Genomic DNA, 16,716 nt, shown 5'->3' on the forward strand with positions numbered 1-16,716 from the left:
GCTTACCTCTCTAACAAATCATAAATCTTGGTGATGTTAGATAACAAAGTGATAACCACTAGCTTGTCACCTACTTGGAGTGTTTCTTCTCCGGTTGGGAAAATTGTTTTTCCATTACGGATAATGGCAGCAATCAAGACATCTTTTTTGAGTTTTAATTGAGACAAAGGTTTGCCAGTCATCTTATTTGCTTCCTTGATTAAGAACTGAAGAGTTTCTACCTGGCCGTTTGCAAGGTGGTGCATGGCTTGAAGGTCAGAATATTGCGCATTTACACGACCATGGATAAAGTGCATGATGGTATCAACAGCGATTGTCTTAGGTGTGATAATACTTGAGAAATCTGTCGCATGGATAATTTCCAATAGGCTAGTACGGTTGACTTTGGTAATATTTTTTTGAACACCAATACTATCTAAAAACATAGATGTAATGATATTTTCTTCATCAACTCCAGTCAGGGTGGCAACAGCATCGTAGTGTTGAGCGCTTTCTTCTAAGAGCGTGTCTTTGGTTGTTCCATCTCCTTGAACAATATAAAGTTTAGGGAATTTTTCACTGAAGAAGGCGGCTCGTTCTTGGTTGACCTCGATAACTTTCGTATCGATTCGGCTGTCTTTTAAAATACCCAGTAGGTAGTATGCAATTTTACCAGCTCCAATGATAAGCAAACTCTTAACAACTCTAGATTTGAGATAGTTGTGAAAGAGCATCATATCGACACGATGTCCTGTTACAAAGATACGGTCTTTATCTTCCAAAATAAGGTCGCCACTAGGAATCATCAGTTTGTTATCGCGCTCAATAGCACAGACGATAACATTACCGAACTTTTTACGAAAATCAGCCATGGACATCTGACAAATAGTGCTATCTTTTCGAACGACAAATTCCATTAGACTAACCAAACCTCCCACAAATCGCTCAACTGAGAGAGCATTTGGGAAGTCGATGATGTTAGCAATGGCACGAGCAGCCAAGAGCTCGGGATTGACAATCAGTGAAAACCCTAGAATATTTTTTTCTTTAAAGTAAGGATTAGAATATTCAGGATTACGAACACGAACGATGGTCTCCTTGGCCCCCATTTTTTTAGCAAGAACGGCCGAAACCATATTGACCTCATCATACTGGGTCATAGCGATGAAAATATCGCAGTCTTGGACATTGGCTGCTTCTAGCATTGTAAAGTCAGCACCATTTCCTGCGATTCCGATAATATCAAAGCGACTTGTCATGTAATTCAAAACGGTTTCGTTCTGTTCAATTAAGACAACATCGTGATTGTCAGCGACAAGCGAACGACAAAGGGCAGAACCTACTTTTCCCCCTCCAACAAGAATAATTTTCATAGTTATATTTCCTACTTTTTTAATCTGTTTCTATCATACCTTTTTTTAGTTTAAAATGCATTTAACAACCGATTGTTTACTGTTTAGAAGTATATGATTGGCTCCAAAAGTATTTTTGCTCAGAAATTAAACTTTTTTAAGAAAGAGAATCTATCCCAAAGTTCTCTATGTTATGACGACTATAAAAACTGAGTAGATTGGTGGATTATGCTTGAATTTTGTAAATATCCTGGGAAAAAATGAAAAAATAAATCCATTTCTATTGACAATCAATCTGAAAGTGATATACTTAAAAGGTAGTTTCGCTGATTTACTTCAAACCTGTTGTGAGGTAAGTTAACGATGCCTTAACCACGCTGTTTGCTGAGCTTGACTCCGGGCAGTGTGGCTATTTTTTTGCACTAGTGAGAGGAAGTAAGGCATGACAAATCATATTGTGTTGTTTGAACCACAAATTCCACAAAATACGGGAAATATTGCACGAACTTGTGCAGCAACAAATGCACCCCTTCATATTATCAAACCTATGGGTTTCCCTATCGATGATCGTAAAATGAAGCGAGCTGGGCTAGACTATTGGGACAAGCTTGACATTTATTTCTATGACAGTTTAGATGAATTTATGGGAAAAATGAATGGACAACTCTACTTAATTTCCAAGTTTGCTGAAAAAGTTTATTCAGATGCAGATTTCACGACAGAAGGAAATCATTATTTTCTCTTTGGCCGTGAAGATAAGGGCTTACCTGAGAAATTTATGCGTGAGCATCCTGAAAAAGCTCTCAGAATTCCTATGAATGATGAACATGTTCGTAGTCTCAATGTATCGAATACAGTATGCATGATTGTGTATGAGGCTCTCCGTCAACAAAACTTTGATGGACTCGAACTGGTTCATACTTACGAAACGGATAAGTTGAAATAAACACTGATAAGAGATAAAACGCTTGCACTTGCAAGCTTTTTTTGTTATCATAAGAGGGTCTTCAGGGCTGGGTGTAATTCCCGACCGGCGGTGACTTTTACTTGGAAATGTTCTTTTCCTTTGATGCTTTGTTGCCAAGCTTTGCCTAACCAAAAGTTATGCCTACAGCTTGTCGCCTCGTCTAAAAGAAAAATCTCCATTTCCATAGTCTAAAAGAAGTCCGCGAGCGCAAGCTGATGTGGTGAGATTCCACAACCGACAGTATAGTCTGGATGGGAGAAGACGAAAGGATGGCTTTGTCTATTCTGCTTCATTCATATAAAAAATAAAACGGGTTTCGTTGTAAACTTTGGTTTCTTTTTGAGATAGGCAAGAGAGTAGATAGAGAGAAACTTTCCAACTTCTTCTGATTTTATAGAAAATTGGAGGAACCTGTTATGACAAACACACGTAAACTGACCCTTGTGGCTGTTTTGTCCGCTTTATCATTTATTTTGATGTTTTATCAATTCTCTTTTTTGATAGATTTCTTCAAGATAGATTTGAGCATCGTTGCCATCTTATTGGCCTTGGTCGTTTTAGATTTTAAAAGTGCTATTTTTGTGACCTTAGTTCGATCAGTTCTCAAATTAGCCCTCAATAATAAGGGACTTGAAACCATAGTTGGCCTTCCTATCAATATTATTGCTGTTCTTGTTTTTGTTCTTGCTTTTGCTTTGATTTGGAACAAGGAACGGACACATAGCAGATTTGTATTGGCAACGATTGTTGGAACTGTTGGTTTGAGTGCTTCTATGGTATTGGTAAATTACTTCTACGCAATCCCTTTATACGCCAAATTTATGAATTATGATATTTCGCAAACATTTGGTCTCGTTCATTACTTAGCAGCTATGGTTGCACCTTTCAATCTAATTGAAGGTGTTATTTGGGCAATTGTGTTTTGGTTAATCTATGTACTTTTACAACCTGTTTTGAAAAAATATGAAAAATAAACAAACATTTTTAATGAAGGGCAGTTTTGCCCTTTTACTTTTTGTGATTATTGGTTATGTGGTTAAATTCTACCCTGAAATGTTGATCAACTTTGATCAACCGATTCAGACAGTGATTCGAGGAAACTTGCCTGACTATTTGACCATATTTTTTAAAGCAATTACGCATTTGATTGATATTCCAGTTATTATCACCTGGGTTTTAATAGTTGCTTTTATTTTCTATTGTAAGCAATGGAAGATAGAAAGTTTTTTCATGCTAGGAAATCTAACTTTTGCTGGAATTTTAATCGTAACTTTTAAGAATATCTATCAAAGACCACGGCCAGAAATTTTACACCTAGTAGAGGAAAAAGGTTTTTCCTTTCCTAGCGGACATTCTTTGGCTGTGACGATTATGGTAGGAACTTTGATTGTGATTTTCAGCCAAAGGATTAAAAATCAAGTCTGGAGAAAAGTCGTGCAAATCGGACTTGGTATATTCTTAGTCAGTGTATTGGTATCAAGAATTTATCTAGGAGTTCACTACCCATCAGATGTGATTGCCAGCCTTTGTATGGGCTTAGGAGTTTTGTTTATGGAGTTTCCATACTATGACAAACTCCGTTTTCAATGGCGATTTACAGGAAAACAGAAATGAGTATCAAATTCCCTTGAGGAGAAAGCAATGAGAGTCAATATTACAGATCTTCATCCGACTCAACTATACTTATCAGAAAATAAGTTACAAGCTATTCAGATGCTTTATCAGTCGGTAGAAAAGCCCAATATCGATCCAATCAGTGTTCTTTCTTTTAAAAATCGCTTGCTGATTACAGACGGGCATCACAGGGCTTACCAGGCTTTATTGGAAGGTAGGGATACGATTTCTGCTGAGTGGGATAAAGATGGTGGTGATGAACTATATCATCTCTATGCGCAAGCTTGTGAGGAAAGAAAGATAGCCTCTGTTCTGGATTTGAAAAATCATATCTTATCTCAAGATGAGTATGAGCCAAAGTGGTATAACTGGTGTGATGGTTTTAATCAGGCAGCGAAGCTAGTATTAGGAGTAAAAAATGACATCAAAGATCATTCAGATAGATGATTCCCTACGTCTAGTTCCCTATTTTTTAGCAGATCATCATGATGCAGCTTTGGTCTGGTATCAAGATGTGGATTTAGTAGAGCTTGTAGACGGCATTAGAATACCCTATAGTTTGGAAAAATTAAATGCTATGTATTCCTATTTAGAGGAACACGGGGATTTGTTCTGGATTGAGTTTCTAGAAAAGGGAGAGTGGTTTCCAATTGGGGATGTAGCCTTATCTCAGGAGAATCTTCCTATTGTGATTGGCAATCTAGCTTATCAGCATCAAGGCCTTGGACGCAAGGTTTTAAGGACTTTGATTGATTTAGCTCGGCAAAAGGGGTGGAAACAGTTGAAAGTTCAAGAGATCTACACTTTTAATCGAATTTCTAGAAGATGTTTTGAATCTCTTGGATTTGTGGAAAGTGGCACTACTGAAAATGGAGTGAGTCTTGTACTGACTTTGATTGAATGAATTCGCCATAAAAATGTAATACAAAGAAACATTAAAAAATTAAAATTTCTCTTGCTTTTTGTAAGAAATCGTGTATAATAGAAAGGTATGCACAAAGCATACTTGTGGGAGGTAAAAATCTTACATTACCGCCAAAACCACAAAGGAGGATTTAAAAATGGCTAAAAAAGTCGAAAAACTTGTAAAATTGCAAATCCCTGCTGGTAAAGCTACACCAGCTCCACCGGTTGGACCTGCTCTTGGTCAAGCTGGTATCAACATCATGGGATTCACAAAAGAGTTCAACGCTCGTACAGCTGACCAAGCTGGTATGATTATTCCAGTTGTTATCACTGTTTATGAAGATAAATCATTTGATTTCGTTACAAAAACACCACCAGCTGCTGTTCTTTTGAAAAAAGCTGCAGGTGTTGAAAAAGGATCAGGTACACCGAACAAAACTAAAGTTGCTACAGTTACTCGTGCACAAGTACAAGAAATTGCAGAAACTAAGATGCCAGATTTGAACGCAGCAAACGTTGAGTCTGCGATGCGTATGATCGAAGGTACTGCTCGTTCTATGGGATTCACTGTTGTTGACTAATCAATAACATCCCCAATATAACCCGCAAGACTTCATCATTTCGAGAAGTGACGTGGGAGATGAAAATCGATTGAACCACTTACAAGGAGAATAGAAAATGGCTAAAAAAAGCAAACAACTTCGTGCTGCACTTGAGAAAATCGACAGCACAAAAGCATACAGCGTAGAAGAAGCTGTGGCACTTGCAAAAGAAACTAACTTTGCAAAATTTGACGCAACTGTAGAAGTTGCATACAACTTGAACATCGACGTTAAAAAAGCTGATCAACAAATCCGTGGAGCAATGGTATTGCCAAACGGTACTGGTAAAACTTCACGCGTTCTTGTTTTTGCACGTGGTGCTAAAGCTGAAGAAGCAAAAGCTGCTGGTGCAGACTTCGTAGGTGAAGATGACCTTGTTGCTAAAATCAACGACGGTTGGTTGGATTTCGACGTAGTTATCGCTACACCTGATATGATGGCCCTTGTTGGTCGTCTTGGACGTGTCCTTGGACCACGTAACTTGATGCCAAACCCTAAAACTGGTACTGTAACAATGGATGTTGCTAAAGCAGTTGAAGAGTCTAAAGGTGGAAAGATTACTTACCGTGCTGACCGTGCAGGTAACGTTCAAGCCATCATCGGTAAAGTATCATTTGAAGCTGAAAAATTGGTTGAAAACTTCAAAGCTTTCAACGAAGTTATCCAAAAAGCAAAACCAGCTACAGCTAAAGGTACTTACGTAACAAACTTGACTATCACAACTACTCAAGGTGTTGGTATCAAGGTTGATGTTAACTCACTTTAATCTGTAATTATTAAATAAAAAGGTTGATGACGAAAATGTCTTCAACCTTTTTTGTATAAAAAAGGTTGAAATACGAATAAGTTTTCAAATCAATTTGATATTGTAAAACATCTAGATAGAAAATTCAGAAAATTGTTTCTTTTGTCTTGAAAAATTTTGAAAAAATGGTATGATAGAAACAAGTCATTTTAAGAGAACAGAAAGGGGAACGATGGAGAAAATCATTTTAGATTCACCAAAGTCAGGATCAGAACTTGTTTTGGAAACACTCCGTGATTTAGGAATTGATACGATTTTTGGTTATCCAGGCGGGGCCGTCTTGCCTTTGTATGATGCTATTTATAGTTTTAAAGGTATTCGCCACATTTTAGGTCGCCATGAACAAGGATGTCTTCATGAAGCTGAAGGTTATGCCAAGTCGACAGGGAAACTTGGTGTGGCAGTCGTCACAAGTGGACCAGGAGCTACAAATGCCATTACGGGTATTGCAGATGCTATGAGCGACAGCGTTCCTCTTTTGGTTTTTACAGGTCAAGTGGCAAGAGCGGGTATTGGTAAGGATGCTTTCCAGGAAGCAGACATTGTCGGTATTACCATGCCAATTACCAAGTACAACTATCAGGTTAGAGAGACAGCGGATATTCCACGTATTATTACAGAGGCTGTACATATTGCGACTACAGGTCGTCCGGGGCCAGTTGTTATTGATTTACCAAAAGATGTTTCTGCACTCGAGACAGATTTTATCTATTCACCAGAAGTAGTTTTACCAAGTTATCAACCAACTCTTGAACCAAATGATATGCAAATCAAGAAAATCTTGAAGCAGTTGTCCAAAGCTAAAAAACCAGTATTACTTGCTGGTGGTGGTATTAGTTACGCTGAGGCCGCATCTGAGTTAATTGAATTTGCAGAACGGTATCAAATTCCGGTTGTGACCAGTCTTTTGGGACAAGGTACAATCGCCACTAGCCATCCACTTTTTTTGGGAATGGGCGGGATGCATGGTTCTTTTGCAGCTAATATTGCCATGACAGAAGCAGATTTCATGATTTCTATTGGCTGCCGTTTTGATGACCGTTTGACTGGTAATCCTAAGACATTTGCGAAGAATGCTAAAGTAGCGCATATTGATATCGATCCAGCAGAGATCGGTAAAATCATTGCAGTCGATATTCCAGTTGTTGGTGATGCAAAAAAAGCCTTGCAACAATTGCTTGCAGAACCAGGTGTTCGTAACAATACTGAAAAATGGATTGAAAAAGTCACAAAAGATAAGAATCGTGTTCGATCCTATGATAAGAAAGAGCGCGTTGTCCAACCCCAAGCAGTTATTGAACGAATTGGTGAGTTGACTAAGGGTGATGCCATTGTCGTAACTGACGTCGGACAACACCAAATGTGGACAGCTCAATACTATCCATACCAAAACGAGCGTCAACTCGTAACTTCAGGTGGACTAGGAACCATGGGATTCGGAGTTCCTGCAGCTATCGGAGCAAAAATTGCTAATCCAGATAAGGAGGTCGTGCTCTTTGTCGGTGATGGTGGTTTCCAAATGACCAATCAGGAATTGGCAATCTTGAACATCTACAAGATTCCAATCAAGGTCATCATGCTTAATAACCACTCTCTTGGGATGGTCCGTCAGTGGCAAGAAGCCTTCTACGATGGGCGAACATCAGAGTCAGTCTTTGATAGCCTCCCAGATTTCCAATTGATGGCTCAAGCCTATGGAATTAAGAATTATAAATTTGATAATCCTGAAACCTTAGAAAAGGATTTGGAAGTCATCTTGGAAGATGTACCAATGTTTATCGAGGTAGATATTTCTCGTAAAGAGCATGTTTTACCGATGGTACCAGCTGGTAAGAGTAATAATGAGATGTTGGGGGTGAAGTTTAATGCGTAGAATGTTAACAGCCAAACTTCAAAACCGGTCAGGAGTTCTCAATCGTTTTACCGGTGTCTTGTCTAGACGCCAAGTCAATATTGAGAGTATCTCGGTAGGGGCGACAGAAAATCCTAATGTATCACGGATTACCATTATCATTGATGTTGCATCTCACGATGAAGTGGAGCAAATCATCAAACAACTCAACCGTCAGGTCGACGTTATCCGTGTTCGCGATATTACAGACAAACCGCACATAGAACGGGAAGTTATCTTGGTGAAAATTGCAGCGCCAGCTGAGAAGCGAGCAGAAATATTGGCTATCATTCAACCTTTCCGTGCGACAGTAGTTGACGTAGCTCCAAGCTCCATTACTGTTCAGATGACAGGAAATGCTGAAAAGAGTGAAGCCTTGATTCGAGTCATTCGACCATATGGTATCAAGAATATCGCTCGTACGGGTGCAACTGGATTTACCCGCGATTAAAAATCCAACCTAAATTTGTTAAATTAGCTTTTAAGGCAATAAATATAGAAAAGAGAGAAAAACTATGGCAGTTCAAATGGAATACGAAAAAGATGTAAAAGTAGCAGCACTTGACGGTAAGAAAATCGCCGTTATTGGTTATGGTTCACAAGGCCATGCGCATGCTCAAAACTTGCGCGATTCAGGTCATGATGTGATTATCGGTGTTCGCCCAGGAAAATCTTTTGACAAAGCAAAAGAAGATGGTTTTGATACTTATACAGTTGCAGAAGCAACTAAATTGGCAGACATTATCATGGTCTTGGCACCTGATGAAATTCAAAAAGATATCTATAAAGATGAAATTGCGCCAAACTTGAGTGCAGGAAAAGCTCTTGGTTTTGCTCACGGATTTAATATTCATTTTGGATATATTAAAGTTCCAGAAGATGTCGATGTTTTCATGGTTGCTCCTAAAGGACCAGGACACCTTGTACGTCGTACGTATGCTGAAGGTTTTGGTGTTCCAGCACTTTACGCTGTCTACCAAGATGCTACTGGTCATGCGAAAGACATCGCAATGGATTGGGCTAAAGGTATTGGTGCTGCACGTGTCGGCTTGCTTGTAACTACCTTTAAAGAAGAAACTGAAGAAGATTTATTTGGTGAACAAGCTGTGCTTATGGGTGGTTTGACACACCTCATTGAAGCAGGTTTTGAAGTCTTGACTGAAGCTGGTTATGCACCACAGTTGGCTTACTTTGAAGTGCTTCATGAAATGAAATTGATCGTTGACCTTATCTATGAAGGTGGATTCAAGAAAATGCGTCAATCATGTTCAAATACTGCAGAATTTGGTGACTTTGTAACAGGTCCACGTGTCATCGGTCCAGAAGTTAAAGAAAACATGAAAGCTGCACTTGCTGATATCCAATCAGGTAAATTTGCTCGTGAATTCGTTGAAGACCACGATGCTGGCTTCCCACGTTTGAAAGCTTATCGTAAAGAAGCAGAAGAACTTGAAATTGAAAAAATTGGTGCAGAATTACGTAAAGCAATGCCATTCGTTGGTCAAAACGACGATGACGCATTCAAAATCTACAACTAATTTTTGAGAATAAAAATAGAAGGCGAGTTGGGGGGTACCTAACCCGCTTTTTATCTTGAAAACGAATCAAGGAGAAGATTATGCTTAGTGCACAAGATGTGGTGAAAGCCCACAAAGTTCTGAGTGGTGTAGTAGTTAATACACCATTAGAATATGATCATTACTTATCAGAAAAATACGGAGCTAAAATTTATCTCAAGAAAGAAAATGCTCAACGAGTTCGGTCATTTAAGATTCGAGGAGCCTATTATGCGATTTCTCAGTTGTCAAAAGAAGAACGTGAACGTGGAGTTGTCTGTGCGTCAGCGGGAAATCACGCTCAAGGAGTTGCTTACACATGTAATGAGATGAAGATCCCTGCAACAATCTTTATGCCCATTACAACACCACAACAAAAAATTGGTCAGGTTCGTTTCTTTGGTGGTGATTTTGTAACGATTAAATTGGTAGGAGATACCTTTGATGCATCTGCCAAGGCTGCTCAAGAGTTCACAGCTACTGAAAATCGTACCTTTATCGATCCTTTTGATGATCCTTATGTTCAAGCAGGGCAAGGAACTGTTGCTTATGAGATTTTAGAAGAAGCACGCAAAGAATCCATTGATTTTGATACCGTCTTGGTACCTGTAGGAGGTGGAGGCCTTATTTCAGGTGTTTCTACTTATATTAAAGAAACAAATCCTCAGATTGAGGTTATTGGCGTTGAGGCTGAAGGAGCTCGTTCAATGAAGGCAGCTTTTGAAGCTGGAGGACCAGTCAAACTCAATGATATCGATAAATTTGCAGATGGAATCGCCGTTCAAAAAGTAGGACAGTTGACCTATGAAGTAACTCGTAAAAATGTACAGACTCTTATTGGCGTGGATGAAGGTTTGATTTCTGAGACCTTAATTGATCTTTATTCTAAACAAGGGATTGTAGCTGAGCCTGCTGGTGCTGCTAGTGTGGCGGCTCTGGAAGTACTGTCAGACTATATAAAAGGTAAGACCATTTGTTGTATCATCTCTGGAGGAAATAACGATATCAACCGGATGCCAGAGATGGAAGAGCGTGCCTTGATATATGATGGGATCAAGCATTACTTCGTAGTGAATTTCCCGCAACGTCCAGGTGCTCTTCGGGAATTCGTAAATGATATCTTAGGACCAAATGATGATATCACACGATTTGAGTACATTAAACGTGCCAGTAAGGGAACGGGTCCTGTTTTAATTGGTGTTGCTCTTGCAAATAAGCACGATTATGCAGGATTAATTCACCGAATGGAAAGATTCGACCCGTCTTATATTAATTTAAACGGGAATGAAACCCTCTATAATATGCTTGTTTAATATCCTATAGAATTTTTATCATATTATTTGCCTAACCTATATATGAGTGCTATAATGTAAGTGAAGAAAGGGGGAGATTCCCATGGTTTTACCAGTTATACTTGTTCTAGTGATTCTAATGCTTATTGTGGGAGTTATTCTAGTAAGCTCTGTTTATGTTGTTCGTCAACAATCTGTTGCCATTATCGAACGATTTGGTAAATATCAAAAGTTAAGTAATAGTGGTATTCATCTACGAGCACCATTTGGCATTGACAAAATTGCAGCTCGTGTACAGCTACGCCTTTTACAAAGTGAGATCGTGGTTGAAACCAAAACCCAAGATAACGTTTTTGTGACCATGAATGTCGCTACTCAGTATCGTGTAAATGAGTTAAACGTTACAGATGCCTACTATAAATTAATGAGACCTGAAGCTCAAATTAAATCTTATATTGAAGATGCATTGCGTTCATCTGTTCCTAAGTTGACTTTGGATGAATTGTTTGAGAAAAAAGATGAGATTGCGTTAGAAGTTCAAAAACAAGTAGCGGAAGAAATGTCAACGTATGGGTATATTATCGTTAAAACGCTCATTACCAAAGTTGAGCCGGATGCAGAGGTCAAGCAGTCAATGAATGAAATTAATGCTGCCCAACGTAAGAGAGTAGCAGCTCAAGAATTGGCTGAAGCAGATAAAATTAAGATCGTTACAGCGGCAGAAGCTGAGGCAGAAAAAGATCGTCTCCATGGTGTGGGGATTGCAGAGCAGCGGAAAGCAATTGTTGACGGACTTGCTGATTCCATTAAAGAGTTAAAAGGAGCAAATGTTGAATTAACTGAAGAACAAATTATGTCAATCTTATTAACCAACCAGTATTTGGATACATTAAATAATTTTGCAGATAAAGAGGGAAATAATACAATATTCTTACCAGCAAATCCTAATGGAGTTGAAGACATACGAACCCATATATTATCAGCTTTAAAAGCTAAATAATTGTATTCTGAGCGTTGTAGTTTGGTGTAGGTATGCATTTATATTGACAAATACTATAAAAAAATATACAGTGATATAGCGCAAAGAAAAAAAGGAGAAAAACATGGCTAAGTCTAACTTTGAAAAAGTAGAATCAGTTGTTAGCTGGGTTCGTGATAAGAAAATCACAGGCTATCGCATTTCTAAGGAAACAAATGCACGTGAGATGTCGATTATCGCTCTAGCTCAAGGACGTGCAAAAGTTAAAAACATTTCCTTTGAAACAGCTCTCGGTTTAATTGATTTCTACGACAAAAATCATGAAAAATTTGAAGATTAGTCTTTGGATACAGGCAGGTTTGAAAAAGAAACTGCCATTTCATTTTGAAGAATATAAAAAAGACTGCAGGTTGCAGTCTTTTTTTCTTATCCAAGATAGCGTTGCAAAAATTCTTTTGTACGTTCTTCTTTAGGATTTGTAAATAGTTCTTCAGGCTTGCCTTCTTCTGCAATAACACCTTTATCCATAAAGATGACATGGTGTGATACATCACGAGCAAATTCCATTTCGTGGGTTACAACAATCATGGTCAGACCTTCTTGAGCTAGTTCTTGCATGATTTTGAGAACCTCACCGACCATTTCAGGGTCAAGAGCTGATGTAGGCTCGTCAAAGAGAATAGCGTCAGGATTCATAGAAAGTGCTCGAGCAATGGCTACACGTTGTTTTTGACCACCAGAAAGTTGCTTCGGTTTAGCTTGCCAGTACTGTTCTCCCATGCCAACCTTTTCGAGGTTTTCTTTAGCAATTTTCTCAGCTTCTGAGCGTTCACGTTTGAGGACAGTTGTTTGGGCAACGATCGTATTTTCAAGAACATTGAGATTTTCAAAGAGGTTAAAGGACTGGAAGACCATACCTAGTTTTTCGCGGTAGTGAGTGAGGTTATACCCTTTTTCAAGGACGTTTTCACCATGATAAAGAATTTCACCTTCAGTTGGTGTTTCAAGAAGGTTGATAGAACGAAGGAAGGTGGATTTACCACTACCGGAACTACCGATGATAGAAATCACTTCTCCTTTATGAATAGAGAGTGAGATGTCTTTGAGGACCTCGTTTTGTCCATAGGATTTTTTGAGGTGTTTGATTTCAAGAATGGGTTGATTCATTATTTCAAATCCTCCGTTTGTATTTGGTTAGCGCCTGTTGTGTAAGTATCCATATCCATACGTTTTTCGATGTAGCGTAAGATACGTGTTACTGTGAAAGTGAGAATAAAGTAGATAACTGCGATGATGGTAAAGGTTTGGAAGTATTGGTAGGTTTGTGTTGCTACCGTGTTTCCTGAGAAGTAAAGTTCTACAACAGATATAACATTCAATACAGAAGTATCCTTAATGTTGATGACAAACTCATTACCAGTTGCAGGTAAGATATTTCGAATGACTTGAGGCAATACAATCTTACGCATGGTTTGATTATGGGTCATGCCAAGTGCAGTTGCCGCTTCAAATTGTCCTTTATCAACAGCTATAATACCACCACGGACAATCTCTGTCATGTAGGCACCAGTGTTGATAGAAACGATAAAGATAGCAGCCAGTGTACGGTCTAGGTTTATTCCAAAAGCTTGGGCGGTACCGTAGTAAATAACCATCGCTTGTACAATCATTGGTGTACCACGGAAAATTTCAATATAGACGTTGAGAATCCAACCGATTAGTTTTTGGATGCCAAAAATAAATTGATTTTCAGATTGGGGTGCTGTACGGAAGACACCGATAGCAAGACCAATAATGAGACCGACAATGGTACCGATAATCGAAATGAGAAGTGTAATACCAGCACCACGTAAAAGTTGTTGCCAGTTTTCAGTTAGAATTTTAGCAACTTGGCTAAAGAAATTACTGCTGTTTTCTTCAGTAGTTGTAGCTTCTACAGGTTGCTCCTTGATCATACGATCCATTAAAGCTATTTGTTCATCTGTAGAAATGGTTTCAATGCTAGCATTGATTTGACTGATACGTTTGTCATCTTTACGTAGACCAATAGCGATAGCTGTATCTTCCTCTCCCGTTTTAAAACCAGGTTGAGGCTGAATCATTTTGAACTTAGCGTTTGCCGATTCAGCAGTTAAAGCTTCTGGACGTTCAGATACATAAGCATCGATAACACCAGCTTCAAGAGCTTGACGCATTTGTGCAAAATCACCCATGGCAGTTTCTTTTTGGGCGCCTGGAATTTGTGAAATCAAGTTATAAAGATAGACACCTTGTTGAGAAGTGATTTTTGCACCACTAAAGTCGTCTAATGATTTGGCATTTGCATAGGCAGAATCCTTCTTGACCAGAAGTACGGGTTCGCTAGTATAATAACTACTTGAGAAGGCTATCTCTTGCTTACGTTCTGCGGTTGGGCTCATACCAGCAATGATCATATCAATCTTACCAGATGTAAGGGCTGGGACTAGCCCTTCCCATTTAGTTTTAACGACCAGTGGTTCTTTGCCTAAGTCCTTAGCAATTTTTTTAGCTATTTGAACATCGTAACCATTGGCGTATTGATTTGTTCCCTCGATTTTGACAGCACCGTTACTGTCATCGTCTTGAGTCCAGTTAAAGGGGGCATAAGCTGCCTCCATTCCGACGCGTAAATATTCATCGGCTTGGACCTGGCTAACTAATCCTAGAGTTAGGGCTAGGCTAGCAAGGATTGAAAAGCATAATTTTTTCATATTCTCTCCTATTTCTAGTTTAAAAATGGCTCTTTCTATTGTATCTAAAAATGGTGAGATTTTCAATACAAGTAATTCTTAACGTATAAAAAATGATATAATAGTGAAGAAACATGAAAGGGAATGTAAGATGAAAAAGAAATGGCTACTAGTCTTGGTATTTACCTGTTTGTTATTCATACCTCGTCTCGCTTTTGCTGTGGACTTTGATATTCTCTCCTATAAGGGAGATTTGAATATTCATGCAGATAATACAGCTGTTTTCCGACAAACAATCACCTACCGTTTTAAAGATGATTTTAATGGTCAATCAGTCGGGCTAGGAAAAGAAGGAAAAATGCCAAAAAACTTTGAGATTAATGATAATCCCACTGTTCTAGTCTCAAAAAACGGAGAAATTGTAGATGATGTGCTTTCCTATACAAAGGAAAAAGGAAACGGTTATCAAGTAACAATTTTAAATCCAGGAAAAGCAGGAGATACTGTACGTGTAAACATTACTTGGCAATTAAAAAATCTTCTTTTCTTATACCAGGATATTGCTGAATTGAATTGGCAACCTCTGACATATAGTTCAGGAGACATCAAAAATTTGGAATTTCGAGTAACTTCAGATAGTCCGGCAGAGAAGCTTTTTTTCCATACCGGTAAACTCCTCAATGAGGGAAGTGTCGAAAAAGTAAATGATATTTATCAGGTGAAGATGAAAAATCTTCCTAGAAAACGCCAAGTTGAACTACATGCCTATTGGCCGAGGAAGGCTTTCTCAGCAGCTCCAAGCCAAGGATTGGAAGAAGAGCGTTTAAGAGATTTCAAAAAGATTGAGATAGAAATAAAAGCTAGCAAAGTGCAAGCTAGTCTCATGATAAAGTGGATTTTTCCAATAATCTTTATTGTGTTATTGATGATGACTATCATGTATTATCGAGTATTTCGTAAACATACGACCCTCAAAAAGGTATATCCCAAGAATCATCGGATCTACGAACCTCCAATGGATCTACCTCCAATGGTTTTGGCTGAGGCTATTTACTCTACCTCCTTGGAGGAAATCAGTCCCTTGAATAAGAAGAAGTTTGGCAAGTTTTCTTTTGAACGATTGATTCAGGCAACTTTACTGGATTTAGTTGATCGAGGATATTTATCCATTTTTCAAGGTGAAGAGGAACCGTGCTTGAGGATCAATAGTGAAAAAGACTTGTCTAATTTTGAAAAAGAATGCTTGCGAATGACTCTATCTACTAATAAAGAACTGCCTCTTTCAGACCTTTTCCCGGAATATCAAGTTTCCTCAGGATTATTCCATGGTGCTAAGGAAGCTGATGAGCAGCACATTCGAGAATTCGGATTACATCTCAAGCGTTCCTTCGAGAGACGGCTTCAACGCATGCAAAGTTGTGTTCGAGACAAGGTAAAAATTCTACGTCTTCCAAGCTATTATCGTCCTTTAACGGATAAAGAAAAAAGTCTTGTGAATGGGATGAAGGTCAGTTCAGCTATAACAGGTTTAATAGGACTTCTTATCTTTTACTATAGTTTGCGAACACATGGTTATTTTTCTATTCCACTGCTTTCCCTAGGTTTAATAGGTTTATTAGCAAGTGCCCTAGTTTATTTTGCGACACGAGGCCCATCTCGTGACGGAGTCTTAAACGAAGAAGGAGCAGAAGCACTATATCTCTGGACAAGTTTTGAAAATATGCTTCGTGATATTGCCCACCTTGATAAGGCTGAACTAGAGAGCATTGTTGTTTGGAATCGTCTTTTAGTCTATGCAACTCTCTATGGATATGCCAAGAAAGTGAATAAGATGATGAAACTCCACAATATTCAGCTTGAAAATGCAGACATGAATCTTTATGTGTATTGTGGATGGGATGCAGACTTTCATACATCGACTTCTCACATAAACAGTTATGCATCGGTCGCTAATACTGCAAGTACCTTTTCTGTATCATCTGGAAGCGGTAGCTCTGGTGGTGGTTTCTCAGGCGGTGGCGGTGGTGGAAGTGTTGGTGCTTTCTAAATAAAACTCAACACA

At 38.7% G+C, this 16,716-nt stretch carries 17 protein-coding genes and 1 riboswitch; of the genes, 14 read left to right on the forward strand and 3 right to left on the reverse strand.

Annotated features, from left to right (window positions below; genetic code table 11):
• Nucleotides 1-2: 2 nt before the first annotated feature.
• Nucleotides 3-1,352, reverse strand: a complete 1,350-nt coding sequence (trkA, locus tag HMPREF3237_RS06310; protein ID WP_070889211.1) for a Trk system potassium transporter TrkA — start codon at nt 1,350-1,352, stop codon at nt 3-5.
• Nucleotides 1,353-1,773: 421 nt separating this feature from the next.
• On the opposite strand from trkA, the gene HMPREF3237_RS06315 reads away from it, so the two are divergent.
• The 13 genes from HMPREF3237_RS06315 (at nt 1,774) to HMPREF3237_RS06375 (ending at nt 12,283) form a co-directional block, all read left to right on the forward strand.
• The gene (locus HMPREF3237_RS06315; RefSeq protein ID WP_070889212.1) at nt 1,774-2,277 is read left to right on the forward strand and encodes a tRNA (cytidine(34)-2'-O)-methyltransferase; all 504 of its coding nucleotides are present in this window, start codon (nt 1,774-1,776) and stop codon (nt 2,275-2,277) included.
• Nucleotides 2,278-2,330: 53 nt separating this feature from the next.
• A riboswitch (FMN riboswitch) is annotated at nt 2,331-2,565 on the forward strand.
• Between the two features lie 149 nt (nt 2,566-2,714).
• On the forward strand, nt 2,715-3,272 hold the full coding sequence (locus HMPREF3237_RS06320) for an ECF transporter S component (protein WP_070889213.1): 558 nt from the start codon (nt 2,715-2,717) through the stop codon (nt 3,270-3,272).
• Nucleotides 3,262-3,912, forward strand: coding sequence for a phosphatase PAP2 family protein (locus tag HMPREF3237_RS06325; RefSeq protein ID WP_070889214.1), 651 nt, complete (start codon nt 3,262-3,264; stop codon nt 3,910-3,912). Before HMPREF3237_RS06320 ends, HMPREF3237_RS06325 begins: the two co-directional genes overlap by 11 nt.
• Nucleotides 3,913-3,939: 27 nt before the next feature.
• A complete protein-coding gene (locus HMPREF3237_RS06330) occupies nt 3,940-4,359 on the forward strand; it encodes a ParB N-terminal domain-containing protein (protein ID WP_070889215.1) in 420 nt (139 codons plus the stop codon).
• Nucleotides 4,331-4,816 (forward strand): GNAT family N-acetyltransferase, encoded by a 486-nt coding sequence (locus tag HMPREF3237_RS06335; RefSeq protein ID WP_006145046.1) that lies wholly within the window; start codon nt 4,331-4,333, stop codon nt 4,814-4,816. The genes HMPREF3237_RS06330 and HMPREF3237_RS06335 overlap by 29 nt, the downstream gene beginning before the upstream one ends.
• Nucleotides 4,817-4,973: 157 nt before the next feature.
• A complete protein-coding gene (rplK, locus tag HMPREF3237_RS06340) occupies nt 4,974-5,399 on the forward strand; it encodes a 50S ribosomal protein L11 (protein WP_006145048.1) in 426 nt (141 codons plus the stop codon).
• Between the two features lie 97 nt (nt 5,400-5,496).
• Nucleotides 5,497-6,186, forward strand: a complete 690-nt coding sequence (gene rplA, locus HMPREF3237_RS06345; RefSeq protein ID WP_006145049.1) for a 50S ribosomal protein L1 — start codon at nt 5,497-5,499, stop codon at nt 6,184-6,186.
• 211 nt (nt 6,187-6,397) lie between these two features.
• Nucleotides 6,398-8,098, forward strand: a complete 1,701-nt coding sequence (locus tag HMPREF3237_RS06350; protein WP_070889216.1) for an acetolactate synthase large subunit — start codon at nt 6,398-6,400, stop codon at nt 8,096-8,098.
• Entirely contained in the window at nt 8,091-8,567 is a 477-nt protein-coding gene (ilvN, locus tag HMPREF3237_RS06355; protein WP_070889217.1) for an acetolactate synthase small subunit, read from the forward strand. The genes HMPREF3237_RS06350 and ilvN overlap by 8 nt, the downstream gene beginning before the upstream one ends.
• Before the next feature lie 64 nt (nt 8,568-8,631).
• The gene (gene ilvC, locus HMPREF3237_RS06360) at nt 8,632-9,654 is read left to right on the forward strand and encodes a ketol-acid reductoisomerase (RefSeq protein ID WP_006145054.1); all 1,023 of its coding nucleotides are present in this window, start codon (nt 8,632-8,634) and stop codon (nt 9,652-9,654) included.
• Nucleotides 9,655-9,734: 80 nt separating this feature from the next.
• Nucleotides 9,735-10,985, forward strand: a complete 1,251-nt coding sequence (gene ilvA, locus HMPREF3237_RS06365; protein ID WP_006145055.1) for a threonine ammonia-lyase IlvA — start codon at nt 9,735-9,737, stop codon at nt 10,983-10,985.
• 82 nt (nt 10,986-11,067) lie between these two features.
• The gene (locus tag HMPREF3237_RS06370) at nt 11,068-11,964 is read left to right on the forward strand and encodes an SPFH domain-containing protein (RefSeq protein ID WP_006145056.1); all 897 of its coding nucleotides are present in this window, start codon (nt 11,068-11,070) and stop codon (nt 11,962-11,964) included.
• A 103-nt stretch (nt 11,965-12,067) separates the two neighbouring features.
• Nucleotides 12,068-12,283: a capsule biosynthesis transcriptional regulator gene (locus HMPREF3237_RS06375; protein ID WP_002893653.1), complete on the forward strand. Its 216-nt coding sequence runs from the start codon at nt 12,068-12,070 to the stop codon at nt 12,281-12,283.
• An 86-nt stretch (nt 12,284-12,369) separates the two neighbouring features.
• On the opposite strand, the gene HMPREF3237_RS06380 is transcribed toward HMPREF3237_RS06375, so the two are convergent.
• Both HMPREF3237_RS06380 and HMPREF3237_RS06385 read right to left on the reverse strand, forming a co-directional pair.
• Entirely contained in the window at nt 12,370-13,110 is a 741-nt protein-coding gene (locus HMPREF3237_RS06380; RefSeq protein WP_006145061.1) for an amino acid ABC transporter ATP-binding protein, read from the reverse strand.
• Nucleotides 13,110-14,675, reverse strand: a complete 1,566-nt coding sequence (locus tag HMPREF3237_RS06385) for an ABC transporter substrate-binding protein/permease (RefSeq protein ID WP_070889218.1) — start codon at nt 14,673-14,675, stop codon at nt 13,110-13,112. Before HMPREF3237_RS06385 ends, HMPREF3237_RS06380 begins: the two co-directional genes overlap by 1 nt.
• 130 nt (nt 14,676-14,805) lie before the next feature.
• Here HMPREF3237_RS06385 and HMPREF3237_RS06390 point away from each other — a divergent pair, with 130 nt between their 5' ends.
• Nucleotides 14,806-16,701 (forward strand): DUF2207 domain-containing protein, encoded by a 1,896-nt coding sequence (locus tag HMPREF3237_RS06390; protein WP_070889219.1) that lies wholly within the window; start codon nt 14,806-14,808, stop codon nt 16,699-16,701.
• Nucleotides 16,702-16,716 lie beyond the last annotated feature (15 nt).

This window comes from Streptococcus sp. HMSC34B10, assembly GCF_001839505.1.
GTDB classification, from domain to species: domain Bacteria; phylum Bacillota; class Bacilli; order Lactobacillales; family Streptococcaceae; genus Streptococcus; species Streptococcus peroris.

Bases quoted from the DNA above. Each gene is read 5' to 3' on its own strand.
- trkA (WP_070889211.1), bottom strand. From the start codon at position 1,352: ATGAAAATTATTCTTGTTGGAGGGGGAAAAGTAGGTTCTGCCCTTTGT.
- HMPREF3237_RS06315 (WP_070889212.1), top strand. From the start codon at position 1,774: ATGACAAATCATATTGTGTTGTTTGAACCACAAATTCCACAAAATACG.
- HMPREF3237_RS06320 (WP_070889213.1), top strand. From the start codon at position 2,715: ATGACAAACACACGTAAACTGACCCTTGTGGCTGTTTTGTCCGCTTTA.
- HMPREF3237_RS06325 (WP_070889214.1), top strand. From the start codon at position 3,262: ATGAAAAATAAACAAACATTTTTAATGAAGGGCAGTTTTGCCCTTTTA.
- HMPREF3237_RS06330 (WP_070889215.1), top strand. From the start codon at position 3,940: ATGAGAGTCAATATTACAGATCTTCATCCGACTCAACTATACTTATCA.
- HMPREF3237_RS06335 (WP_006145046.1), top strand. From the start codon at position 4,331: ATGACATCAAAGATCATTCAGATAGATGATTCCCTACGTCTAGTTCCC.
- rplK (WP_006145048.1), top strand. From the start codon at position 4,974: ATGGCTAAAAAAGTCGAAAAACTTGTAAAATTGCAAATCCCTGCTGGT.
- rplA (WP_006145049.1), top strand. From the start codon at position 5,497: ATGGCTAAAAAAAGCAAACAACTTCGTGCTGCACTTGAGAAAATCGAC.
- HMPREF3237_RS06350 (WP_070889216.1), top strand. From the start codon at position 6,398: ATGGAGAAAATCATTTTAGATTCACCAAAGTCAGGATCAGAACTTGTT.
- ilvN (WP_070889217.1), top strand. From the start codon at position 8,091: ATGCGTAGAATGTTAACAGCCAAACTTCAAAACCGGTCAGGAGTTCTC.
- ilvC (WP_006145054.1), top strand. From the start codon at position 8,632: ATGGCAGTTCAAATGGAATACGAAAAAGATGTAAAAGTAGCAGCACTT.
- ilvA (WP_006145055.1), top strand. From the start codon at position 9,735: ATGCTTAGTGCACAAGATGTGGTGAAAGCCCACAAAGTTCTGAGTGGT.
- HMPREF3237_RS06370 (WP_006145056.1), top strand. From the start codon at position 11,068: ATGGTTTTACCAGTTATACTTGTTCTAGTGATTCTAATGCTTATTGTG.
- HMPREF3237_RS06375 (WP_002893653.1), top strand. From the start codon at position 12,068: ATGGCTAAGTCTAACTTTGAAAAAGTAGAATCAGTTGTTAGCTGGGTT.
- HMPREF3237_RS06380 (WP_006145061.1), bottom strand. From the start codon at position 13,110: ATGAATCAACCCATTCTTGAAATCAAACACCTCAAAAAATCCTATGGA.
- HMPREF3237_RS06385 (WP_070889218.1), bottom strand. From the start codon at position 14,675: ATGAAAAAATTATGCTTTTCAATCCTTGCTAGCCTAGCCCTAACTCTA.
- HMPREF3237_RS06390 (WP_070889219.1), top strand. From the start codon at position 14,806: ATGAAAAAGAAATGGCTACTAGTCTTGGTATTTACCTGTTTGTTATTC.